This window comes from Arthrobacter sp. ISL-5 (genome assembly GCF_018613835.1).
Taxonomy (GTDB): domain Bacteria; phylum Actinomycetota; class Actinomycetes; order Actinomycetales; family Micrococcaceae; genus Arthrobacter.
Genome location: NZ_JAGGPM010000035.1, coordinates 206,614 through 224,087 on the forward strand (window position 1 = coordinate 206,614; position 17,474 = coordinate 224,087).

The following is a 17,474-nucleotide window of genomic DNA, read 5'->3' on the forward strand; positions in this document are numbered from 1 at the left end:
TGGCGGAATCCGCGCGTAGGATGCCTCTGCTTTGTAGGGTTGCTACAAGATGCTGCCAACGGGCTCATTCGGCCCGGACCTCGGCGGGATCGACGGCGCCGCCCGTCCAAAGCTCGGTGACGTCCACCTTGGCCTGGCCCAGCAGGCCGCGGAGGGTGGAGATGGAGAGCCCGACGACGGTGTGGGGGTCGCCGTCGACCTTGCGGATGAAGGCCCCGCCGTAGCCGTCGATCGTGAAGGATCCGGCGCACTGGAGCGGCTCGCCGGTGGCGATGTACGTGTCGATCTCAGCTTCGCTCATGTCCATGAAGTGGACTTCCGCGGAGGACACGGAACCGAGGGTCGCGCCGGAGCCGGCGCGGCCGCCGTCGGAGTCGTCGGTGTCCCGGCAGTCCACCAGCCAGTGGCCGGTGTGCAGGACACCCATGCTGCCGCTCATCCGGAGCATCCGTTCCTTGGCCACCTCTGCGGTGTACGGCTTGCCGTGGGCCTCGCCGTCGAACTCGAAGACCGAATCGCAGCCGATCACCAGGGCGCCGTCGGCCTCGGGCAGGGAAGCCACGGCCTCGGCCTTCGCGCGCGCCAGCAGGAGGGCGGTGTCGTGCGGATCGGTCACGCCGTAGCGGGCCTGGACGGCGTCCTCGTCCACATCGGAAACGAGGACCTCGTGGGCGATGCCGGCGTTGCTGAGCAGTTTGGTGCGGGCGGGGGACTGGGAGGCAAGAATGAGGCGGGTCACCGCTCCAGCCTAGTTGTTTATACATCTAGCCGCGGAAGCCGTTTCGGGTCCTCTGCAAAGGCCCAGCTTTAAATGTCACAGCCCACAGGGACACTTGCATCATCGACGGAATCAGGGACCGGAAGGGGCCTCAGCAATGGCCGGACGCGATGATTACGACCTCCGTGGCTTGCTCACGATCGGCAACCGCGCGCTTCGGGAAATGACTTTGCCCGAGGATTATGCCGCGCCGATCGAACACTGCCGGGGGCTGGACGAGCTGAGCTCTGCACTGAGCACTGTTAGGACGCGTCTTGAAGGGGCGGTTGTCCTCAGCCGCGTGCCGGTGGCTACGTCCGGGATGGGGACCTCCCCGATGGCAGCCGAAGCGGTTGACCGGCTTCGGCGGGCCCCCATTAACGTGATCGCCCTTAATGTCAGAGCCCACCGGGACACTTGAGCTATGGACGGTAATTGGGGGTCCGACCCGGCTCCGGCTGCAGCCGGGTGCGGTTGCGGCTGCAGCTGCAGCTGCGGTCAGGGGGCGGCCACGGACGATGCAGCCTTAGCCCTGAGCGGAGGCACGGCCGAGCAGGACGGTGCCCGCCTGATTGATGAGATCCGGACACTGGAAGACAGAAAGTCTGCCTTGGCTGCCCGTCAGGCCCGGCTGTCCGTCGCATTTGACCGGCTGCAGCGCCGGCAGCAGTCCGACGCCGGCATCCCCGCTGACCGGCTCGGGGAAGGCATTGGAGCACAGATTGCCCTCGCGCGTCGCGAATCCCCGGCCAAGGGAAACCGGTTGTTGGGCCTGGCCAAGGCCTTGGTGATGGAGATGCCGCACACGCTCGCTGCCTTGGAGGCGGGGCAGCTGAACGAGTGGCGGGCCACGTTGCTGGTGCGCGAAACGGCGTGCCTGTCCGCCGCGGACCGGTGCAGCGTCGATGAGGAACTCGCGCCCGACGCAGGAACGCTGACCGGTGTAGGAGACCGGGCACTGGTGGCCGCCGCCCGTACCGCCGCCTATCGCCGCGACCCGCGCTCCGTCACGCAGCGCGCCGCCCACGCCGCCACCGAACGGCACGTCAGTCTCCGTCCCGCTCCGGACACCATGTGCTACCTGACCGCCCTATTGCCCGTCTCGGCCGGAGTGGCCGTGCACGCAGCGCTCAGCCGCCACGCGGACTCCCTCCGCTCCGACGGGGATGAACGGTCCCGGGGCCAGATCATGGCCGACGCCCTGGTCGAACGGACCACCGGCACCCCCGGCGGCATCACGGGGATCGAGATCCAGCTCATCATGACCGACCGCACGCTGTTCCAGGGCGACTCCGAGCCTGCCCGGCTCCCCGGTTACGGTGTCGTTCCTGCGGGCTGGGCCAGGGGTGCCGTCGGGGGAGCCGCTGCAATCGAAGGCGGGACCGCCGCTTCCCACGACGTTGCCGCCTCCGGCGGTGCCTTCGCGGAGGCTGCTTCGGGGAATGCCGCCGTGGATGCGTGGCTGCGACGGCTCTACACCTCACCTGGCGCCGGAGAGCTCGTCGCGATGGACTCCCGCGCCAGGCTCTTCCCGTCGGGGCTGCGCCGCTTCATCCAAGCCCGCGACGACACCTGCCGCACCCCGTACTGCGACGCTCCAGTCCGCCACTTCGACCACATCATCCCTTGGCACCGCGGCGGCACCACCACCGACGGGAACGGTGCCGGGCTCTGCGAAGCGTGCAACCGCACCAAGGAAAGCCCCGGCTGGACGGTGAAGCCTCTTGGGCCCGGTGGCGCCGGCCGGCTGAGGCATACTCTCGAGATCCGGACCCCGACAGGCCACAGCTACCGCTCCACTGCACCCCCTCTGCCTGGAACGCTGAGCGACGCTTCGAACGCGGAAGCCTGCCGGCACAGGCGTGAACTCCGGCGCCATGCGAAGGTTCGTATGCGGGCAAGGGGTGGTGTGCTCGCGGCAGAAGCTCCTCGAGCGGCCTGAGTTGGCAGCGAGCGGCCTGCCGGGTCATGCAGCCGTGCACCTTTATTCGTGCACCTTTATTGTTGCGGCGCGTGCGTGTCCGCGTGCTCGGGTGGCCAGACCACTTGGAAGCGTTCAAAGACGATCTCGTCGTCCTCTGACCATTCACGGCCGGCGGCGGCGGAGACACGCGTCCAGTAGCGGCGGTGTTCACGCTGCCAACTTTCCAGGGTTAAGTCGTCTTCGCCCTCATCACGAGCGAAGGCCGTATCAGCGCTCGTGAAGGGGCCGATACGGAGCTCTGTGCTGCGGATGATGATGCGGGGCAGCCCCTCACCGTCGCAAGCTATCCAATGGGATCCGATGCGGGGCACCTGGTCGCCGCGGGCGATGAAGTCAGCGACGAGTTCCGCTGTCGCGCGCTTTCTTCCGCTGAGGACAACGCCGAGGAGTTCGTTGGCGAGCGGTTTCGAATCACCGAAGTGTTCGACCGTGAAGTCGGGCGATGCGGCGACGGCCTCGGGATGCGCGGCGGCGTAGGCGTCCCACATTCGATCAGCTGCTTGGACATCAGGTGGGGCGACTGGATGAGAATGCACCTCCATATCGTCGCAGGCGCGGAGCGAAAGCTGCCAGCAGCCGCAGAAGAGATCAGCCAGCCGCAACCTCGGCGGGTTCGGGCGCAGAGGCGCTGGCCGCCGTCGTGCTTGGCTTGCGGAGTCTCGCCCCTTCCACATCCACGTCGGGCAGGATGCGGTCCAGCCAGCGCGGCAGCCACCAGGCCTTGTTGCCGAGCAGGTACATCACGGCCGGGACAATCGTCATGCGCACCACGAACGCGTCCACCAGCACGCCGAACGCCATCGCGAAGCCCAGCGGCCGGACCATGTTCAGGTGGGAGAAGATGAAGCCCGAGAACACGCTGACCATGATGATGGCGGCGGCGGTGACCACGGCGGCGGCGTGGCTGAAGCCCGAGCGCACCGCGTGCCTCGCCGACTCGCCGTGCATGAAGGATTCGCGCATGCCCGAGGCAATGAACACCTGGTAGTCCATGGCCAAGCCGAACAGCACGCCGATCAGGATGATGGGCAGGAAGCTCAGCACGGCACCGGGGTTATCGACGCCGAAGACTGTCCCCGGCCAGCCCCACTGGTAGACCGCCACAACGGCGCCGAAGGCGGCGGCCAGCGAGAGCAGGAAGCCGCCCGTGGCCAGCAGCGGCACCACGATCGAGCGGAACACCAGCAGCAGCAGGATCAGCGAGAGTCCCACCACGATCGCCAGGTAGGGCGGCAGGGCGTCGCCGAGCTTCGTGGAGACATCGATGTTGCCGGCGGTCTGGCCGGTGAGGCCGATGCTCACGCCGGTGGATTCCTCGATTGCGGCTTTCTCGGCGCGGATCTGGGAGACCACCTCAACGGTGCTGGCGCTGGCCGGTCCCTCCTTGGGGATGACCTGGAACACCGCGGTACGGCGGTCCTCGCTCAGGGCTACCGGGATGGCGGCCGTCACGTTCTCGGTGCTGCGGAGGACGTCCGCGACGTCGAGCTGCCTGGCCTGGACCTCGGCCTCGTTGAGGCCTTCGGGGAGGTCGCCGACGACGACGATCGGGCCGGTTGTGCCTTCGCCGAAGCTGCGGCTGGTCACGTCGTAGGCCTTGAAGGCCTGGGAATCGACGGGCTCAGAACCGCCGTCCGGCAGGGCGAGCCTCAACTGGCTTGCCGGCAAGGCGACGATGCCGAGCAGCAGGACGCCGGCCAGCGTGGCCATCACCGGGTGCTTGGTGACGAGTCCGCCCCAGCCGTGGCTGCTGCGGTGTTCGTCCTTGGCGCGGTCCGCGGCCTCATGGTCCGGGTCGGCATTGTGCTCCTCGGCCTTGGCCCAGGCCCGCTTCGAGATCAGCTTCCTGCCGACGAGCGAGAGCACCGCGGGCGTCAGCGTCAGGGCGACGACGACGGCGACGGCCACCGTGGCGGCGGCAGACAGGCCCATCACGGCCAGGAACGGCAGCCCCGGAACGACGAGGGCCGCCAGGGCGATGATGACCGTCAGGCCCGCGAACAGCACCGCGTTGCCGGAGGTTCCGGTGGCGAGGGCCACGGATTCTTCGCCGTCCGTGCCGGCCAGCAGCTGGCTGCGGTGGCGGTTGACGATGAACAGGCAGTAGTCGATGCCGACGGCGAGGCCGAGCATGAGCGCCAGCATCGGGGAGATGGAGCTCATGTCGACAACCCCGCTCAGGGCAAAGGAGCCGCCAACGCCGGGTCCACGCCCAGCAGTGCCATGAGGAGGGGCAGGCTGGCGGCGACCAGGGTGCCGAGCATGAGGATCAGGACGAGGGCCGCGACGGCGATGCCGACGATCTCGGCAACGCCAAAGATCTCGGAGACGTCCTCGGTGATTTCCTTGCTGGGCAGGGCCGTTACCCCGGCAGAGGAGACCTCGTTGGCGATGTCCTGGACTTCCTGCCGCACCTCCGGGTCCACGCCGTTGATTGACGTTTTGAACTGGACCTGGGCGATCGCGGCCTTGCCGTCCTCGGAGACGAAGCGCATGCCCCGGGAGGCCTCCAGCTGGCGCTTGCCGAGGGCGAGCTTTTCATTGCCGGCCTCGAGTTCCTTGGTTCCGGCGCCGAGCTTTTCCTGGCCTGCGGCGAGGGCGGCTTTCTGCTGGCCGAGCTGGGCCGCGATGGCTTCCGGCGGAAGTCCCGCGGCGGCCATCTGCTGTTCGGCAGCCTCCAGCTGGGCGTTGCCGGCGGCGAGTTCGGCGGCGGCCTTGTCCAGCTGGGCCTTGCCTGCGGCCGCCTTCTGTTCGCCGGCGGCGACCTCCTCGGCTGCCTTGTCCAGCTGCGCCTGCGTGGCGAACGGGTCCACCGTCCCCTGAACGTCGGGGAGGCTTGAGAGCTTTGTCAGTGCGGCGGACACGGCGTCCCTGCCGGCCTGGCTGAACCGGGCGTCATTGGCTTCGAAGACGATCCCGGCGGAGCCGCCCGAGGCTGAGGGCAGTTCCCTCTTGAGCTTGTCCGCCATCTGCTGGGTCTCTGTGCCAGGGATCTGGAAATTGTTGGACATGGTTCCGTGGAACGCAGCTGCGGAACCGCCGACGGCCACGAGGACCACCAGCCAGAGCGAGATGACGAGCCACCGGTGGCGGTAGGAAAACTTGCCGAGGCGGTAGAGGAGAAGTGCCATGTCAGGACCGTTCTGGTGAGTGCGGGGATGAGGTGTGTGCTTGGGCGGCGAAGCCGGATCCCAGCAGGCCCATCGAATCGATCAGCAGCTGCCGGAGGATGGACAGTGATTCCGCTGAGAGATCGGTGCCGCAGCGGCTGAACCACACTTCCATGGCGGCCTTGCCGCAGGAGATGACAGAGCCGGCAAGGGCGCGGAGGTAGAGCTCGTCCATCTCCGCGGCGGGGTTCTGGGCGGCGCGTTCGCGGGCGGCGGCGATGATCTGCTCGGTGCAGTGGTCCCAGGCCTCGAGCTCGGAGCGGGCCAGCAGGGGACTGGCCTGGGTCAGGCTGAAGAGCTCGGCCATGGGTGCGACGGTCATGGGGTCGGCCAGCTCAACCAGGGCAGCACGGGCCGACTCCAGGATGGGTTCGTCCGCCGGCCGCAGGCGGAACTGCTCCAGGGCGGTGTCCAGGAAGCCGTGCGTGACTGACGCGATGGCGGCCTCTGTGCTGCTGAAGTAGTTGAAGAAGGTGCGTCGCGAGATGCCCGCCGATTCTGCGATGTCCTCCACTGTGAAGTTGCCCGGCCCCTGGCTGCGCAGAAGTTCCAGGGTGGAGTCCGAGATGGCCTGCCGAGTTGCGGCTTTATTGAGTTCACGCCGGGACGGAGGATCGGCAGATGGGACGGCCGCGGGAGAACTGGAAGTAGGCACGCAATTACACTACGTGCATGTTTGCACTCTGCGCAAGAATATTCGGATCACCCAACTAGCTCGCAGTTAACGTCGTTTTGAGCCCCCAAAACGACGTTAACTGCGAGTCAGTTGGGAGACGCTCACAGGTTGGGCGGAGGATTCACATGTAGTTCACAGCCCCTTCATAGGCCCGGTTTATGTCCGCAGTGCAAGCTGGTCCCATGGCCGGCACGGCCAGCGAGGACGGCGCCGTCACCGTGCGGCAGATCCAGGAGAAAGATCATGAAGCGTTCGAAGAAACTGGCACTCAGCCTCAGCGCGGCGGCCGTGGCGCTCGGTGCCGGATTCGGCGTGACGGGGATGGCAGCGGCAACGACGGCCACCCCGACCCCCATACCCAGTTCCAGCAGCCCGTCCGGCAATCCAGCGCCCGACGGGCATCTGCCGGGCGGCCGGCATGGGCACGGCCACGGTGATCGCGGCGCGCAGGCCGCGGCGCTCGCGACCAAGCTGGGCGTCGACGAAGCCAAGGTGGCGGACTCGCTGAGGGCGTTCCGCGATGCCAACCGGCCCACCGGGCCCCGTACGGACGGACAAAAGCCGGACCGCGCGGCGAGGGAGGCGGCGCTGGCCGCGTCCCTGGCAAAGTCCCTCGGAATTGACGAGGCCAAGGTGAAGACCGCCCTGGAAGAACTGCGCACCGAGGCGCAAAAGAGCCGGGCGACAGCGCTGAAGCCGCGCCTCGATCAGGCAGTAAAGGATGGCACCCTGACGCAGGCTGAGGCGGACGCAGTGGCCAAGGCGGCGGAAAAGGGCGTCATTGGCGGCGGGCACTGACTGTTCAGGCTGTGCGGTCCACCGCGGCGAGGATGGCGGCGCCGAGCTCGGCCGGCTTGGTGAACTGCGGCCAGTGCCCGGTGGGCAGGTCCACGAATTCGACGTCGTTGATGCGCGCCAGTTCCGCCACGTACGGATGGCCGGCATCGATCCATTCCGTGAGCAGGGAGGACGGGAACTCGCACGCGATGACCGTGGCCGGGACGTCGTAACGGCGCGTGTCATGCAGGTGCTGTTGGTCGGCGGCCACGCCCCGCGGCTGCGGGATGGCACGTGCGCGGAACGCGGCACGCAGCTCGTCATCGAGGTCCACCAGGTCGGCATCCTCGAAGCCGTCCCACGGCGGCAGCGGCACGTCATCTCCCTCGACCGGCAGTTCGTCGTTGATCACTCCGCCTTCGCCGAGCGGGCCGCTGTCCACATACACGGCGCGGGCCACGCGGTCCGGGCGCGAATCGACGACACCGTGGATGATGGCGCCTCCGCCGGAATGGCCGACAAGGACCACTTGGCCGTCGATGGCGTCGACCGCCTCCACGACTGTGTCAATGTGGGTGCGCAGTCCGATCCCCGCCCGCGGTGCATCGACGGATTCCAGCCCCGGCAGCGTGAGCGGGTGAACGCGGTGTCCTGCCGCAACCAGCGGCGGCGTGACCTCCGACCATGACGACGCATCCAGCCAAAACCCGGGAACCAGAATGATGTCCATGGCGGTACCCTACCCCGCCCCGCCGACGATTTGGGGACGACGATTTGGGTTTAACGAACTGTTCCCCCGGGAAATCCCGGGGGAACAGTTCTCAGTGAGGGCCGCCGTCGCTTGCTCCCGGACGGAACCGGCGGAAGCTGCTGGCTATCCGCGCCTAGGCTTTGGACGCGGCCAGCTCACGGCCTTCCGGCCCGGACTCTGAGCGTGCAGTCTCTGAGCGTGCGGCCTCCGAGGATTCGGCCGCGGGGGCAGCCGCGGTGGAGTCGTCCGCGAACGGGTCGCCGGTGCGGGGCGCGTTGTAGAGCGCCTCGTCGAGGATCCCCTGGCGCTTGGCCACGATGGTGGGGACCAGCGCCTGCCCGGCCACGTTGACCGCCGTGCGGCCCATGTCCAGGATGGGGTCGATCGCCAGCAGGAGTCCGACGCCGGCCAGGGGCAGTCCCAGCGTGGACAGCGTCAGGGTCAGCATGACTACGGCGCCGGTGGTTCCGGCCGTGGCCGCCGATCCGAGGACCGACACGAGGGCGATGAGGAGGTACTGGCTGAGGTCCAGTTGGATGCCGAAGAACTGGGCCACGAAGATGGCGGCGATGGCCGGGTAGATCGCTGCGCAGCCGTCCATCTTGGTGGTGGCGCCCAGCGGAACGGCGAATGAGGCGTAAGCGCGGGGAACGCCGAGGTTCCGTTCAGTAACGCGCTGGGTCAGCGGCAGCGTTCCGATGGAAGAGCGGGACACAAACGCGAGCTGCACGGCCGGCCACACGCCGGAGAAGTACTGCTTCACGGACAACCCGTGGGAGCGCACCAGTGCGGGGTACACACCGAAGATCACCAGGGCCAGGCCGATGTAGATCGCAACGGTGAACTTGCCCAGGGAACCGATGGTGTCCCAGCCGTACACGGTAACCGCGTTGCCGATCAGGCCAACGGTGCCCAGGGGAGCGATGCGGATGATCCACCACAGCACCTTCTGGATGACGGCCAGCGCCGAAGTGTTGAGTGCCAGGAACGGTTCGGCCTGCTTGCCCACCTTTAGGGCGGCAACGCCGACGGCGATCGCGATCACCAGGATCTGGAGCACGCTGAAGCTGACCGCCGTGGCCACGGCGCCCGATTCGGCAACCGTGGTGTTCGCGCCGAGGCCCAGGAAGTTCTTCGGGAAAAGGCCGGTCAGGAACGCCCACCAGTCGCCCGACTTGCCGGCATACTCCTCGCCGTCGCCAGAAATGCCGGTATTGGCGCCGGGCTGCAGCAGCACGCCGAGTCCGATGCCGACCAGCACGGAGACCAGCGCGGTGATGGCAAACCACAGCAGGGTGTTCCAGGCCAGCCGCGCCGCGTTCGAAACTTCACGGAGGTTGGAGATGGAGCTGACCACGGCGGTGAAGATCAGGGGTACGACGGCGGTCTGCAGCAGCGAGACGTAGCTCGATCCGATGGTCTGCAGCGTGGCGCCGAGCCCGTTCGGGCTGGCCTTCGTGCTGCCGGTGTACTTGGCCAGAAGTCCAAGCCCAAGCCCGACAATCAGGGCGGCAACGATCTGGAAGCCGAAGGAGCCCGCCCACCGGGGCAGCTGGAAGCCGGTCTGTCCGGCCGAGGAAGAGGTGCTGGTTTGATTGCTCACCGGAACAACCTAGGCCGCACAAAATACAGCTTCCACCCGACATTGAGAAATATGACGCGCCCCCGCGGCCGGGCATGGCCCGGATGCCCGGAAAATCGACGCCAGACCAACCTTTTGTGAAGTTATTCCCGGGAGGAGTGTGGCAAACGTCTCCCGGCGGAGAGGCCTACCCCAGCATCGCGCGCTTGAGGGTGTCGAGCCCCACGGAGCCGATGTTCAGCGCCTTGGTGTGGAACGCCTTGAGGTCGAAGTTAGGGCGGGCCTCGAGTTCGGTGCGGATCTGCTCCCAGAGCCGCTGGCCCACCTTGTAGGACGGCGCCTGGCCCGGCCAGCCAAGGTAGCGAGCGAATTCGAACTGGAGCTGACCTTCGCTGATGTCCAGGTTGGCCTTGAGGAAGTCGAGACCCTTTTCCGGCGTCCAGGCGCCCGACCCCCAGCGCCGCGGCACCTCGAGTTCGAGGTGGACGCCGATGTCGAACACCACGCGGGCTGCCCGCATCCGCTGCATGTCCAGCATCCCCATGTGGTCGCCCGGATCCTTGAGGTAGCCGAGCTCCTCCATGAGCTTCTCGGCGTACAGCGCCCAGCCCTCGCCGTGACCGGAGGTCCAGCAGACGTTGCGCCGCCAGCTGTTGAGGAGCTCGCGGCGGTAGACGGCGGTGGCGATCTGGAGGTGGTGCCCGGGCACGCCCTCGTGGAACACCGTGGTGGTCTCGGCCCAGGTGGTGAACGTGTCCTCGCCGGCGGGCACGGACCACCACATCCGCCCCGGCCGGCTGAAGTCGTCCGACGGGCCGGTGTAGTAGATGCCGCCGTCGTCCGTGGGGGCAATGCGGCATTCGAGGGTTTTCATGACGTCCGGGATCTCAAAGTGGACGCCGGCCAGCTCCGCCACGGCACGGTCTGAAAGCCCCTGCATCCAGGCCGTCAGGGCGTCGGTGCCCTTGAGCTGGCGTGAGGCGTCGTTGTTCAGGATTTCCTTCGCCTCCGCAACGGTGGCGCCGGGCCGGATTTCCCCGGCCACGGCTTCCTGCGCGGCAATGATCCGATCGAGTTCGCCCACGCCCCACGCGTACGTTTCCTCCAGGTCCACCGTGGCTCCGAGGAAGGACCGCGACGCGAGGGCGTACCGGTCCCGCCCCACGGCGTCCCTGTCCGGCGCCACCGGCAGCAGTTCATCCCGGAGGAACGCGGCAAACCCGGCGTAGGCTGCCCGGGCGGCGGCAGCGCCGCCGTCGAGGTTTTTCTGCAGTGCCTCCGGCAGCGGGCCGTCCGTGGTCCGGGCGCCGGCTGCCAGCTTCGCGAAGAAGCCGTCCTCCGCGGCGTACCTGGTGGTCTGCTCGATCACGATGCCCACCTGGCGCGAGGCGGAGACCCGGCCCGCAGCCTTGGCCGCGCGGAGGGACTCGATGTAGCCGCTGAGTGCGCCGGGAACGTTGTGCGCACGGCCGGCGATGTGTTCCCAGTGCTCCTGGGTGTCCGTCGGCATGAGGTCAAAGATGGAGCGGATGTTCTGCGCCGGGGATTCGATGTTGTTCAGCTCGGCGGCGTCCCAGCCTGTTTCGTGGATTTCCAGCTGGAGCCCGAGGCGCTCGCGCATGGCGTCAAGCGTGACGGCATCCACGTCGTCGGCAGGAGCCAGCCCCGCCAGCGCGTCGAGGGTTCCGCGCGCCGCCGCAGCGAATTCCGCGATCCCGGCAGGGGAGAAGTCCTGGAATTCCGTGTCGTGGCCCGGCACGCCCAAAATCGTGGCGAAGCTCGGATTGAGCCGGATAAGGGTGTCCGTGTAGGCGTCGGCGACGGCGTCAACGGGGGTCTTGGGGCGCGCGGAGGCTGAGGTTTCATGAGTCACCCCATGAGACTAACGGCGCCAGCCCAGTTATGAAAGACTTACTGAACTTTTGCGGATTCCTTGCGGCGCCAGCCGGATTTCAGCCGCGGCTGCGCTTCCAGGCGCCGGGACCGGGCGTCGGGCCGAGCCGAAGCTGCTGACGCCGGACCCAGTGGCGGACGCTGGGCTTCTCAAGGTCAGCCGCTTCGGCTGACTCCAGGGAAAGGACGACGGCGGTCAGCGCCGCCAGCTCCTCGGGCGTCGGTTCTCCTTTGACGACCGAGAAGAGCGGGGTTTCGGCAGGCTCAACCGTCGGGGCGTCGACCAGCGGATCTTTCGGGCTCATAGCGGGATGTTTCCGTGCTTCTTGGTGGGGAGGCTGGCACGCTTGTCGCGGAGCGCCCGGAGTCCCTTGATGATCTGCAGCCTCGTGTCCGAGGGGGCGATGACGGCGTCCACATAGCCGAGCTCCGCAGCCTGGTAGGGGTTCAGCAACTCCTCCTCGTACTGGCGGATGACGTCGGCGCGCTTGGCCTCGATGTCGCCGCCGGCCTCTGCCACGGCAGCCAGGTCGCGGCGGTAGAGGATGTTGACGGCGCCCTGCGCGCCCATGACGCCGATCTGCGCCGTGGGCCAGGCGAGGTTCAGGTCGGCGCCGAGCTTCTTGGAGCCCATGACGATGTAGGCGCCGCCGTAGGCCTTCCGCGTGATCACGGTCAGCTTGGGCACGGTGGCCTCCGCGTAGGCGTACAGGAGCTTGGCGCCGCGACGGATGATGCCCTGGAACTCCTGGTCCTTGCCCGGCAGGAAGCCCGGAACATCCACCAGCGTGATGATGGGAACGTTGAAGGCATCGCAGTGGCGCACGAACCGGGCCGCCTTCTCGGAGGCCGAGATGTCCAGGGTGCCGGCAAACTGCATGGGCTGGTTGGCCACGATGCCCACCGTGTGGCCCTCGACCCGGCCGTAGCCGATGATCACGTTCGGGGCGTACAGCGACTGCATCTCCAGGAAGTGGGCATCGTCGACGACCTGCTCGATGACCTTGCGTATGTCGTACGGCTGGTTGGCGGAGTCCGGGATCAGCGTGTCCAGGGCGAGGTCGTCTTCGTCGACCTCCAGCTCCTGCTGGTGCTCCAGGACCGGCGCCTCGGAAAGGTTGTTGGAGGGGAGGAAGTCCAGCAGTTCCCGCACAAACTCGATCGCATCGGCTTCATCCGACGCCAGGTACGTGGACGTACCGGTGGTCGCATTGTGCTGCCGGGCACCGCCCAGGGTCTCCATGTCCACGTCCTCGCCCGTGACGGTCTTGATGACGTCCGGGCCGGTGATGAACATGTGGGAGGTCTTGTCCACCATCACCACGTAGTCGGTCAGGGCGGGGGAGTAGGCTGCGCCGCCGGCGCAGGGGCCCATGATGAGGGAGATCTGCGGGACGACGCCGGAGGCGTGGACGTTGTTGCGGAAGATATCCGCAAACATGGCCAGCGACGCCACGCCTTCCTGGATACGGGCGCCGCCGCCGTCGTTGATGCCCACCACCGGGCAGCCGTTTCGCAGCGCGAATTCCTGGACCTTGACGATCTTTTCGCCGTTGACCTGGCTCAGCGAACCGCCGTAGACGCTGAAGTCCTGGCTGTAGAGCGCCACGAGCCGTCCGTCCACCGTGCCGTAGCCGGACACCACGCCGTCGCCAAGCGGCTTCTTCTTCTCCATGCCGAACGCCGTGGAGCGGTGCACCGCCAGGGCGTCGAACTCCACGAAGGATCCTTCGTCCACGAGGAGGTCGATGCGCTCGCGGGCCGTGTTCTTGCCGCGGGCATGCTGCTTCTCGATCGCTTCCGGGCCGGAGGGCTGCTCTGCACTGGCCTGGCGGTCGCGGAAATCGGCAATCTTTCCCGCCGTCGTGGTCAGATCGTGGCTCATGAATGTCTCCGGCTCTGTAGCTGATCGGTGCTGTAGCAGCGTAACGCGGGGCGCCTGGCGCAGGCTTAAGTAGCTTCTGCACAAATCCAAGGCCCCGATGGTTAGTCTAGTGACGCTTATTCCCCGCACCGCTGTAGGGATCCTACAATTTTCGCCCGCGGCGTCGGCCAGATGACCGAGGTTACTCACCAGTAACATAAAGCGGCTAGAGTGTCCCTATGACTTCAAGCGACGATGCTTTCCACGCCTCAGCAACGCCCTACCGTGCCGCCGGTTCCCTTCAGGGCCGCACCATCCTGATGTCCGGCGGCAGCCGCGGGATCGGCCTCGCCATCGCCCTGCGCGCCGCGCGCGACGGCGCCAACGTGGTCCTGCTCGCCAAGACGGGACAGCCCCATGCCAAACTCCAGGGCACGGTCTTCAGCGCCGCCGAAGCACTGGAGGCCGCCGGCGGCAGGGCGCTGCCGCTCGTCGGGGACGTCCGCAATGACGAGGACGTCGCGCACGCCGTGGCGGCCGCCGTCGAGCACTTCGGCGGGATCGACATCGTCATCAACAACGCATCGGCGATAGACCTGTCGACGACGGACGCGGTGGACATGAAGCGGTACGACCTCATGCAGGACATCAATGTCCGCGGCACCTTCCTGCTGTCCAAGCTGGCCTTGCCCGCCCTGCGGAAATCCGACGGCGGGCACATCCTCACGCTCTCGCCGCCGCTGAACCTTGATCCAAAATGGGCGGGCAAGCACCTGGCGTACACGATGGCCAAGTACGGCATGAGCCTGACCACGCTGGGCCTCGCGGAGGAGCTCAGGGCCGACGGCATCCGCGTCAACTCGCTCTGGCCCTGCACCCTGATCGATACCGCGGCCATCAGGAACATGCCGGGAGGGGACGCCATTGTCCGGGCAGCCCGCGGACCGGAAATCATGGCCGACGCGGCGCATGCGGTGCTCACCGGCAGCAACCTCGCGGAGGGGGCGGGCAGCCCCACCGGAAACTTCTACACGGACGAACAGGTGCTGTCCGCGGCCGGAGTGGCCGACTTCCGGCCCTACAGCCTGGGCGCGGACGAGGACCGCCTCGTCCCTGACATCTTCCTCTGAATCCCCTGACCGCCTTCCGGATCAGGCCGCTCCTGCCCGGCAACTCGATAGGATTCAACTATGGAAGCCGCACGCCCTGACGATAGCCGTGAACCGCAGGAGAACCTGGCCGGAGACAAGGGGCTGCCCGAGCGGCCCACACTGGACCGGGACGCACTGTCCAATGCAGAATTCCTGTCCGCCAACGGGATCCCGCAGCTGACGGTCGTGGACACCACGGGTTCCACCAACGCCGACCTCCTGCGTGCGGTCACCGTGGAACCGAAGGCCTGGCCGGACCTGGCCGTCCTGACCGCCGAGCACCAGACGGCTGCCCGCGGACGGCTGGACCGGTCGTGGGAGGCGCCCGCCCGCAGCTCGGTCCTGGTCTCCGTGGTGCTGCGCCCCGTCAACGCCGACGGCCGGCCGCTGCCCACCCAGACCTACTCGTGGCTCTCACTCCTGGGCGCGCTGGCACTCCGCGACGCACTGCTGGATACGGCGGGAATCCCTGCCGAGCTCAAGTGGCCGAACGACGTCCTGGTCCGTGGCAGGAAGGTCGCCGGCATCCTGGCCCAGCTGGGGCCGATGGGGGACGGCACCGTGCCGCCGGTCATACTTGGCACGGGCCTGAACGTCACGCTCACGGACGCTGAGCTTCCCGTTCCCACCGCCACGTCCGTACAGCTTGAAGGTGCCGGGACCGTGGACCGCACCGTGCTCCTGAAGAGCTACCTGTCCCGCTTCTGCACGCTCTACCGCAGCTTCTGCAACGCCGACGGCGACCCCACCGCAGGGCTGGCCGGCGGACCGTCGCTCCACAAGCGCGTGGAAGCCGTCATGGTGACACTGGGCAAGCAGGTCCGTGCCCAGCTGCCGGGCGACCATGAAATCATCGGCCATGCCACCCGGCTTGATGATGCGGGCGCACTGCTGGTGGTGGATGCCGCATCCCACGAGCACGTTGTGACGGCCGGAGATGTGGTCCACCTGCGTCCCTGGACCCCGCCGGGGCAGTCCCCCGAAAGCGGCTATGCGTAAAGAACTCCTGCCGGGGGAGCAGGTCATTGTGATGACCCGCCCGCAGCCAAGGATGCTGTTTGTCCCGGCGGTGGTGTTCGTTCTGACACCGGCCCTTGCCGCCTTTGCCAGCGCCTGGATTATCCGGGGCGGATTGTCCGGGCTGGTTCCGGCCGTTTCCGGCGAATGGACGTTCTGGCTGGTTGCGGCCTGTGTTCTGACGGTCGTGTGGGTCCTGTGCGGCTACTGCCTGCCGAGGCTGTTGCGGTGGCACGCCACCCGCTACTTCCTGACCAGCCAGAGGATACTCGCCCGCTATGGCGTGCTCCGGCGCCGGGACCAGCAGGTGTTCCTGGCCTCAGTGCGTAATGTCACGGTCAGCCAGACGATGCTCCAGCGGATGTTGCGCTCCGGGAATATATCCTTGGATGCCGGGCATCAATTCGGCGCCGTGCTGCGGGACGTGCCGGAAGTGGCCACGTTCCACAGGTTCTTGCTGGATGCTATTGATGAGCTCCCGGACGAAGAAAATTTTGGATTTGGTCAGGCGCCGGAGGATTCCGACGCCGGTTTTCCGCGGGACATGAGAGAAGGTGGAAGAGATGAACGATGATGATCCGCGCAGCAGCCAGGAAGCGGGCGCCGGGGAGGTGACCGACGCCGTCGTCGAAGCTCCGCACACCGGAACCCTCTCCGCGGAACGAATCGCGGCAAAATCCCTTGAGGCGCGTCTCCTGGGCGGTGAGCGCAAGCTGCGGCGCCGCGAAGTGGCCGCCGGCGCCGGACTCTCGCTGCTGTCCGCCCGGAAGCTGTGGCGCGCCCTGGGCTTCCCCAACCTCGGCGACGACGACGTCGCCTTCACTGAGCGCGACCTGGCCGCCCTGAACACCGTGGTGGACCAGGTCCGGTCAGGAAAACTCACCGAAGACGCCGCCATCTCGGTCACGCGGGCCATCGGCCAGATGACGGACCGCATGGTGGTCTGGCAGATCGAGGCCCTTGTCGAGGACATGGTCCATGAGCAGGGCCTCACGGATGCCCAGGCCCGCAAGCGCCTGGTGCACGAACTTCCCTCGCTCGTGGATCCCCTCGAACAGATGCTTGTCTACTCGTGGCGGCGCCAGCTCAACGCCGGTGTCCAACGGCTGGCCGTCCGGGCCGAAGCCGGGCTGCAGGCCAGCGAGGAAGGCCGCGAAGGCGACGAGGACGACGCCCCGCTGCCCCTGGCGCGGGCCGTGGGCTTCGCCGACCTGGTGTCCTACACGAGCCTCTCCCGGCGCATGAACGAAAAAACCCTGGCCAAGCTGGTGCAGCGGTTCGAAAACAAATGCGCCGAGATCATCTCCGTGGGCGGCGGACGACTCGTGAAGACGGTGGGCGACGAGGTCCTCTATATCGCCGAGACACCGGCTGCGGGCGCCGAGATTTCCCTGGCGCTGGCCGAGGCCTTCACCAGGGACGAAATCCTCCCCGAGGCCCGGGTGGCCATGGTGTGGGGGCGGATCCTGTCCCGCCTGGGCGACATTTACGGGCCAACCGTCAACCTTGCCGCCCGGCTCACCACGCTGGCTGATCCGGGAAGCGTGCTGGTGGATTCGATGACCGCGGCGGCCCTGGACCAGGACGAGCGGTTCGTGCTGATCCCGCAGGAAGTGGAGAACGTCCGCGGCTTCGGCGAGATCCAGCCGGTGGTGCTGGCCCGGGGCCAGGGCAAGGGCCTGGTCCTGGACTGATCAGGCTCGACTGAACAGGCCTGGACTGAACAGGCCCGGACTGATTCTGCCGGGGGAGTCCTCCCCATCGCGGATCACGGCGCCCATGGGTAGGCTTGCCGGGTAACGGAGAGTCCCGCACCGGGTTCTCCTTGGACAACCCGCCAGCGCCCATGTAA

At 67.4% G+C, this 17,474-nt stretch carries 14 protein-coding genes and 1 pseudogene; 6 read left to right on the forward strand and 9 right to left on the reverse strand.

Annotation, left to right across the window (positions count from 1 at the left end):
• Window positions 1–64: 64 nt before the first annotated feature.
• Complete coding sequence (locus J7I89_RS19740) at window positions 65–739, reverse strand: nucleoside triphosphate pyrophosphatase (protein ID WP_214973711.1); 675 nt, start codon at window positions 737–739, stop codon at window positions 65–67.
• Window positions 740–1,181: 442 nt separating this feature from the next.
• Between J7I89_RS19740 and J7I89_RS19745 the strand changes: the two genes are divergently transcribed.
• Complete coding sequence (locus tag J7I89_RS19745; RefSeq protein WP_214973713.1) at window positions 1,182–2,699, forward strand: HNH endonuclease; 1,518 nt, start codon at window positions 1,182–1,184, stop codon at window positions 2,697–2,699.
• A gap of 56 nt (window positions 2,700–2,755) precedes the next feature.
• On the opposite strand, the gene J7I89_RS19750 is transcribed toward J7I89_RS19745, so the two are convergent.
• The 3 genes and pseudogenes from J7I89_RS19750 to J7I89_RS19760 form a co-directional block, all read right to left on the reverse strand.
• Window positions 2,756–3,229 carry an ASCH domain-containing protein gene (locus J7I89_RS19750; protein ID WP_251045570.1) on the reverse strand — a complete coding sequence of 158 codons (474 nt, stop codon included), beginning with the start codon at window positions 3,227–3,229 and terminating at the stop codon, window positions 2,756–2,758.
• A 100-nt stretch (window positions 3,230–3,329) separates the two neighbouring features.
• Window positions 3,330–5,872, reverse strand: a pseudogene (locus J7I89_RS19755) (MMPL family transporter).
• Between the two features lies 1 nt (window position 5,873).
• Window positions 5,874–6,566, reverse strand: a complete 693-nt coding sequence (locus J7I89_RS19760; protein ID WP_214973720.1) for a TetR/AcrR family transcriptional regulator — start codon at window positions 6,564–6,566, stop codon at window positions 5,874–5,876.
• Window positions 6,567–6,830: 264 nt separating this feature from the next.
• Between J7I89_RS19760 and J7I89_RS19765 the strand changes: the two genes are divergently transcribed.
• A complete protein-coding gene (locus tag J7I89_RS19765; protein ID WP_214973722.1) occupies window positions 6,831–7,385 on the forward strand; it encodes a hypothetical protein in 555 nt (184 codons plus the stop codon).
• Between the two features lie 4 nt (window positions 7,386–7,389).
• Here the strand turns inward: J7I89_RS19765 and J7I89_RS19770 are convergent, their stop codons facing one another.
• The 5 genes from J7I89_RS19770 to J7I89_RS19790 all read right to left on the reverse strand — a co-directional run bounded on the left by J7I89_RS19770 (window position 7,390) and on the right by J7I89_RS19790 (window position 13,475).
• The gene (locus J7I89_RS19770) at window positions 7,390–8,094 is read right to left on the reverse strand and encodes an alpha/beta fold hydrolase (RefSeq protein WP_214973724.1); all 705 of its coding nucleotides are present in this window, start codon (window positions 8,092–8,094) and stop codon (window positions 7,390–7,392) included.
• 154 nt (window positions 8,095–8,248) lie between these two features.
• Window positions 8,249–9,718 carry a dicarboxylate/amino acid:cation symporter gene (locus tag J7I89_RS19775; RefSeq protein ID WP_214973726.1) on the reverse strand — a complete coding sequence of 490 codons (1,470 nt, stop codon included), beginning with the start codon at window positions 9,716–9,718 and terminating at the stop codon, window positions 8,249–8,251.
• A gap of 166 nt (window positions 9,719–9,884) precedes the next feature.
• Complete coding sequence (locus J7I89_RS19780; protein WP_214973728.1) at window positions 9,885–11,570, reverse strand: DUF885 domain-containing protein; 1,686 nt, start codon at window positions 11,568–11,570, stop codon at window positions 9,885–9,887.
• Window positions 11,571–11,649: 79 nt separating this feature from the next.
• Window positions 11,650–11,895, reverse strand: a complete 246-nt coding sequence (locus tag J7I89_RS19785) for an acyl-CoA carboxylase subunit epsilon (protein ID WP_214973730.1) — start codon at window positions 11,893–11,895, stop codon at window positions 11,650–11,652.
• The gene (locus J7I89_RS19790; RefSeq protein ID WP_214973732.1) at window positions 11,892–13,475 is read right to left on the reverse strand and encodes an acyl-CoA carboxylase subunit beta; all 1,584 of its coding nucleotides are present in this window, start codon (window positions 13,473–13,475) and stop codon (window positions 11,892–11,894) included. Before J7I89_RS19790 ends, J7I89_RS19785 begins: the two co-directional genes overlap by 4 nt.
• A 218-nt stretch (window positions 13,476–13,693) precedes the next feature.
• Between J7I89_RS19790 and J7I89_RS19795 the strand changes: the two genes are divergently transcribed.
• The 4 genes from J7I89_RS19795 to J7I89_RS19810 are packed head-to-tail and all read left to right on the forward strand — an operon-like array spanning window position 13,694 to window position 17,316.
• Entirely contained in the window at window positions 13,694–14,584 is an 891-nt protein-coding gene (locus J7I89_RS19795; protein ID WP_214973734.1) for an NAD(P)-dependent oxidoreductase, read from the forward strand.
• A 60-nt stretch (window positions 14,585–14,644) separates the two neighbouring features.
• Window positions 14,645–15,604, forward strand: coding sequence for a biotin--[acetyl-CoA-carboxylase] ligase (locus J7I89_RS19800; RefSeq protein ID WP_214973736.1), 960 nt, complete (start codon window positions 14,645–14,647; stop codon window positions 15,602–15,604).
• The gene (locus J7I89_RS19805) at window positions 15,597–16,196 is read left to right on the forward strand and encodes a PH domain-containing protein (protein WP_214973738.1); all 600 of its coding nucleotides are present in this window, start codon (window positions 15,597–15,599) and stop codon (window positions 16,194–16,196) included. Before J7I89_RS19800 ends, J7I89_RS19805 begins: the two co-directional genes overlap by 8 nt.
• A complete protein-coding gene (locus tag J7I89_RS19810; protein WP_214973740.1) occupies window positions 16,186–17,316 on the forward strand; it encodes an adenylate/guanylate cyclase domain-containing protein in 1,131 nt (376 codons plus the stop codon). Before J7I89_RS19805 ends, J7I89_RS19810 begins: the two co-directional genes overlap by 11 nt.
• The last annotated feature ends 158 nt before the right edge of the window (window positions 17,317–17,474 follow it).

Excerpts from the sequence above, each read along its gene's own strand:
- J7I89_RS19790 (WP_214973732.1), bottom strand. The coding sequence starts at position 13,475 with ATGAGCCACGATCTGACCACGACGGCGGGAAAGATTGCCGATTTCCGC.
- J7I89_RS19800 (WP_214973736.1), top strand. The coding sequence starts at position 14,645 with ATGGAAGCCGCACGCCCTGACGATAGCCGTGAACCGCAGGAGAACCTG.
- J7I89_RS19795 (WP_214973734.1), top strand. The coding sequence starts at position 13,694 with ATGACTTCAAGCGACGATGCTTTCCACGCCTCAGCAACGCCCTACCGT.
- J7I89_RS19770 (WP_214973724.1), bottom strand. The coding sequence starts at position 8,094 with ATGGACATCATTCTGGTTCCCGGGTTTTGGCTGGATGCGTCGTCATGG.
- J7I89_RS19750 (WP_251045570.1), bottom strand. The coding sequence starts at position 3,229 with ATGTGGGACGCCTACGCCGCCGCGCATCCCGAGGCCGTCGCCGCATCG.
- J7I89_RS19745 (WP_214973713.1), top strand. The coding sequence starts at position 1,182 with ATGGACGGTAATTGGGGGTCCGACCCGGCTCCGGCTGCAGCCGGGTGC.
- J7I89_RS19805 (WP_214973738.1), top strand. The coding sequence starts at position 15,597 with ATGCGTAAAGAACTCCTGCCGGGGGAGCAGGTCATTGTGATGACCCGC.
- J7I89_RS19810 (WP_214973740.1), top strand. The coding sequence starts at position 16,186 with ATGAACGATGATGATCCGCGCAGCAGCCAGGAAGCGGGCGCCGGGGAG.
- J7I89_RS19785 (WP_214973730.1), bottom strand. The coding sequence starts at position 11,895 with ATGAGCCCGAAAGATCCGCTGGTCGACGCCCCGACGGTTGAGCCTGCC.
- J7I89_RS19765 (WP_214973722.1), top strand. The coding sequence starts at position 6,831 with ATGAAGCGTTCGAAGAAACTGGCACTCAGCCTCAGCGCGGCGGCCGTG.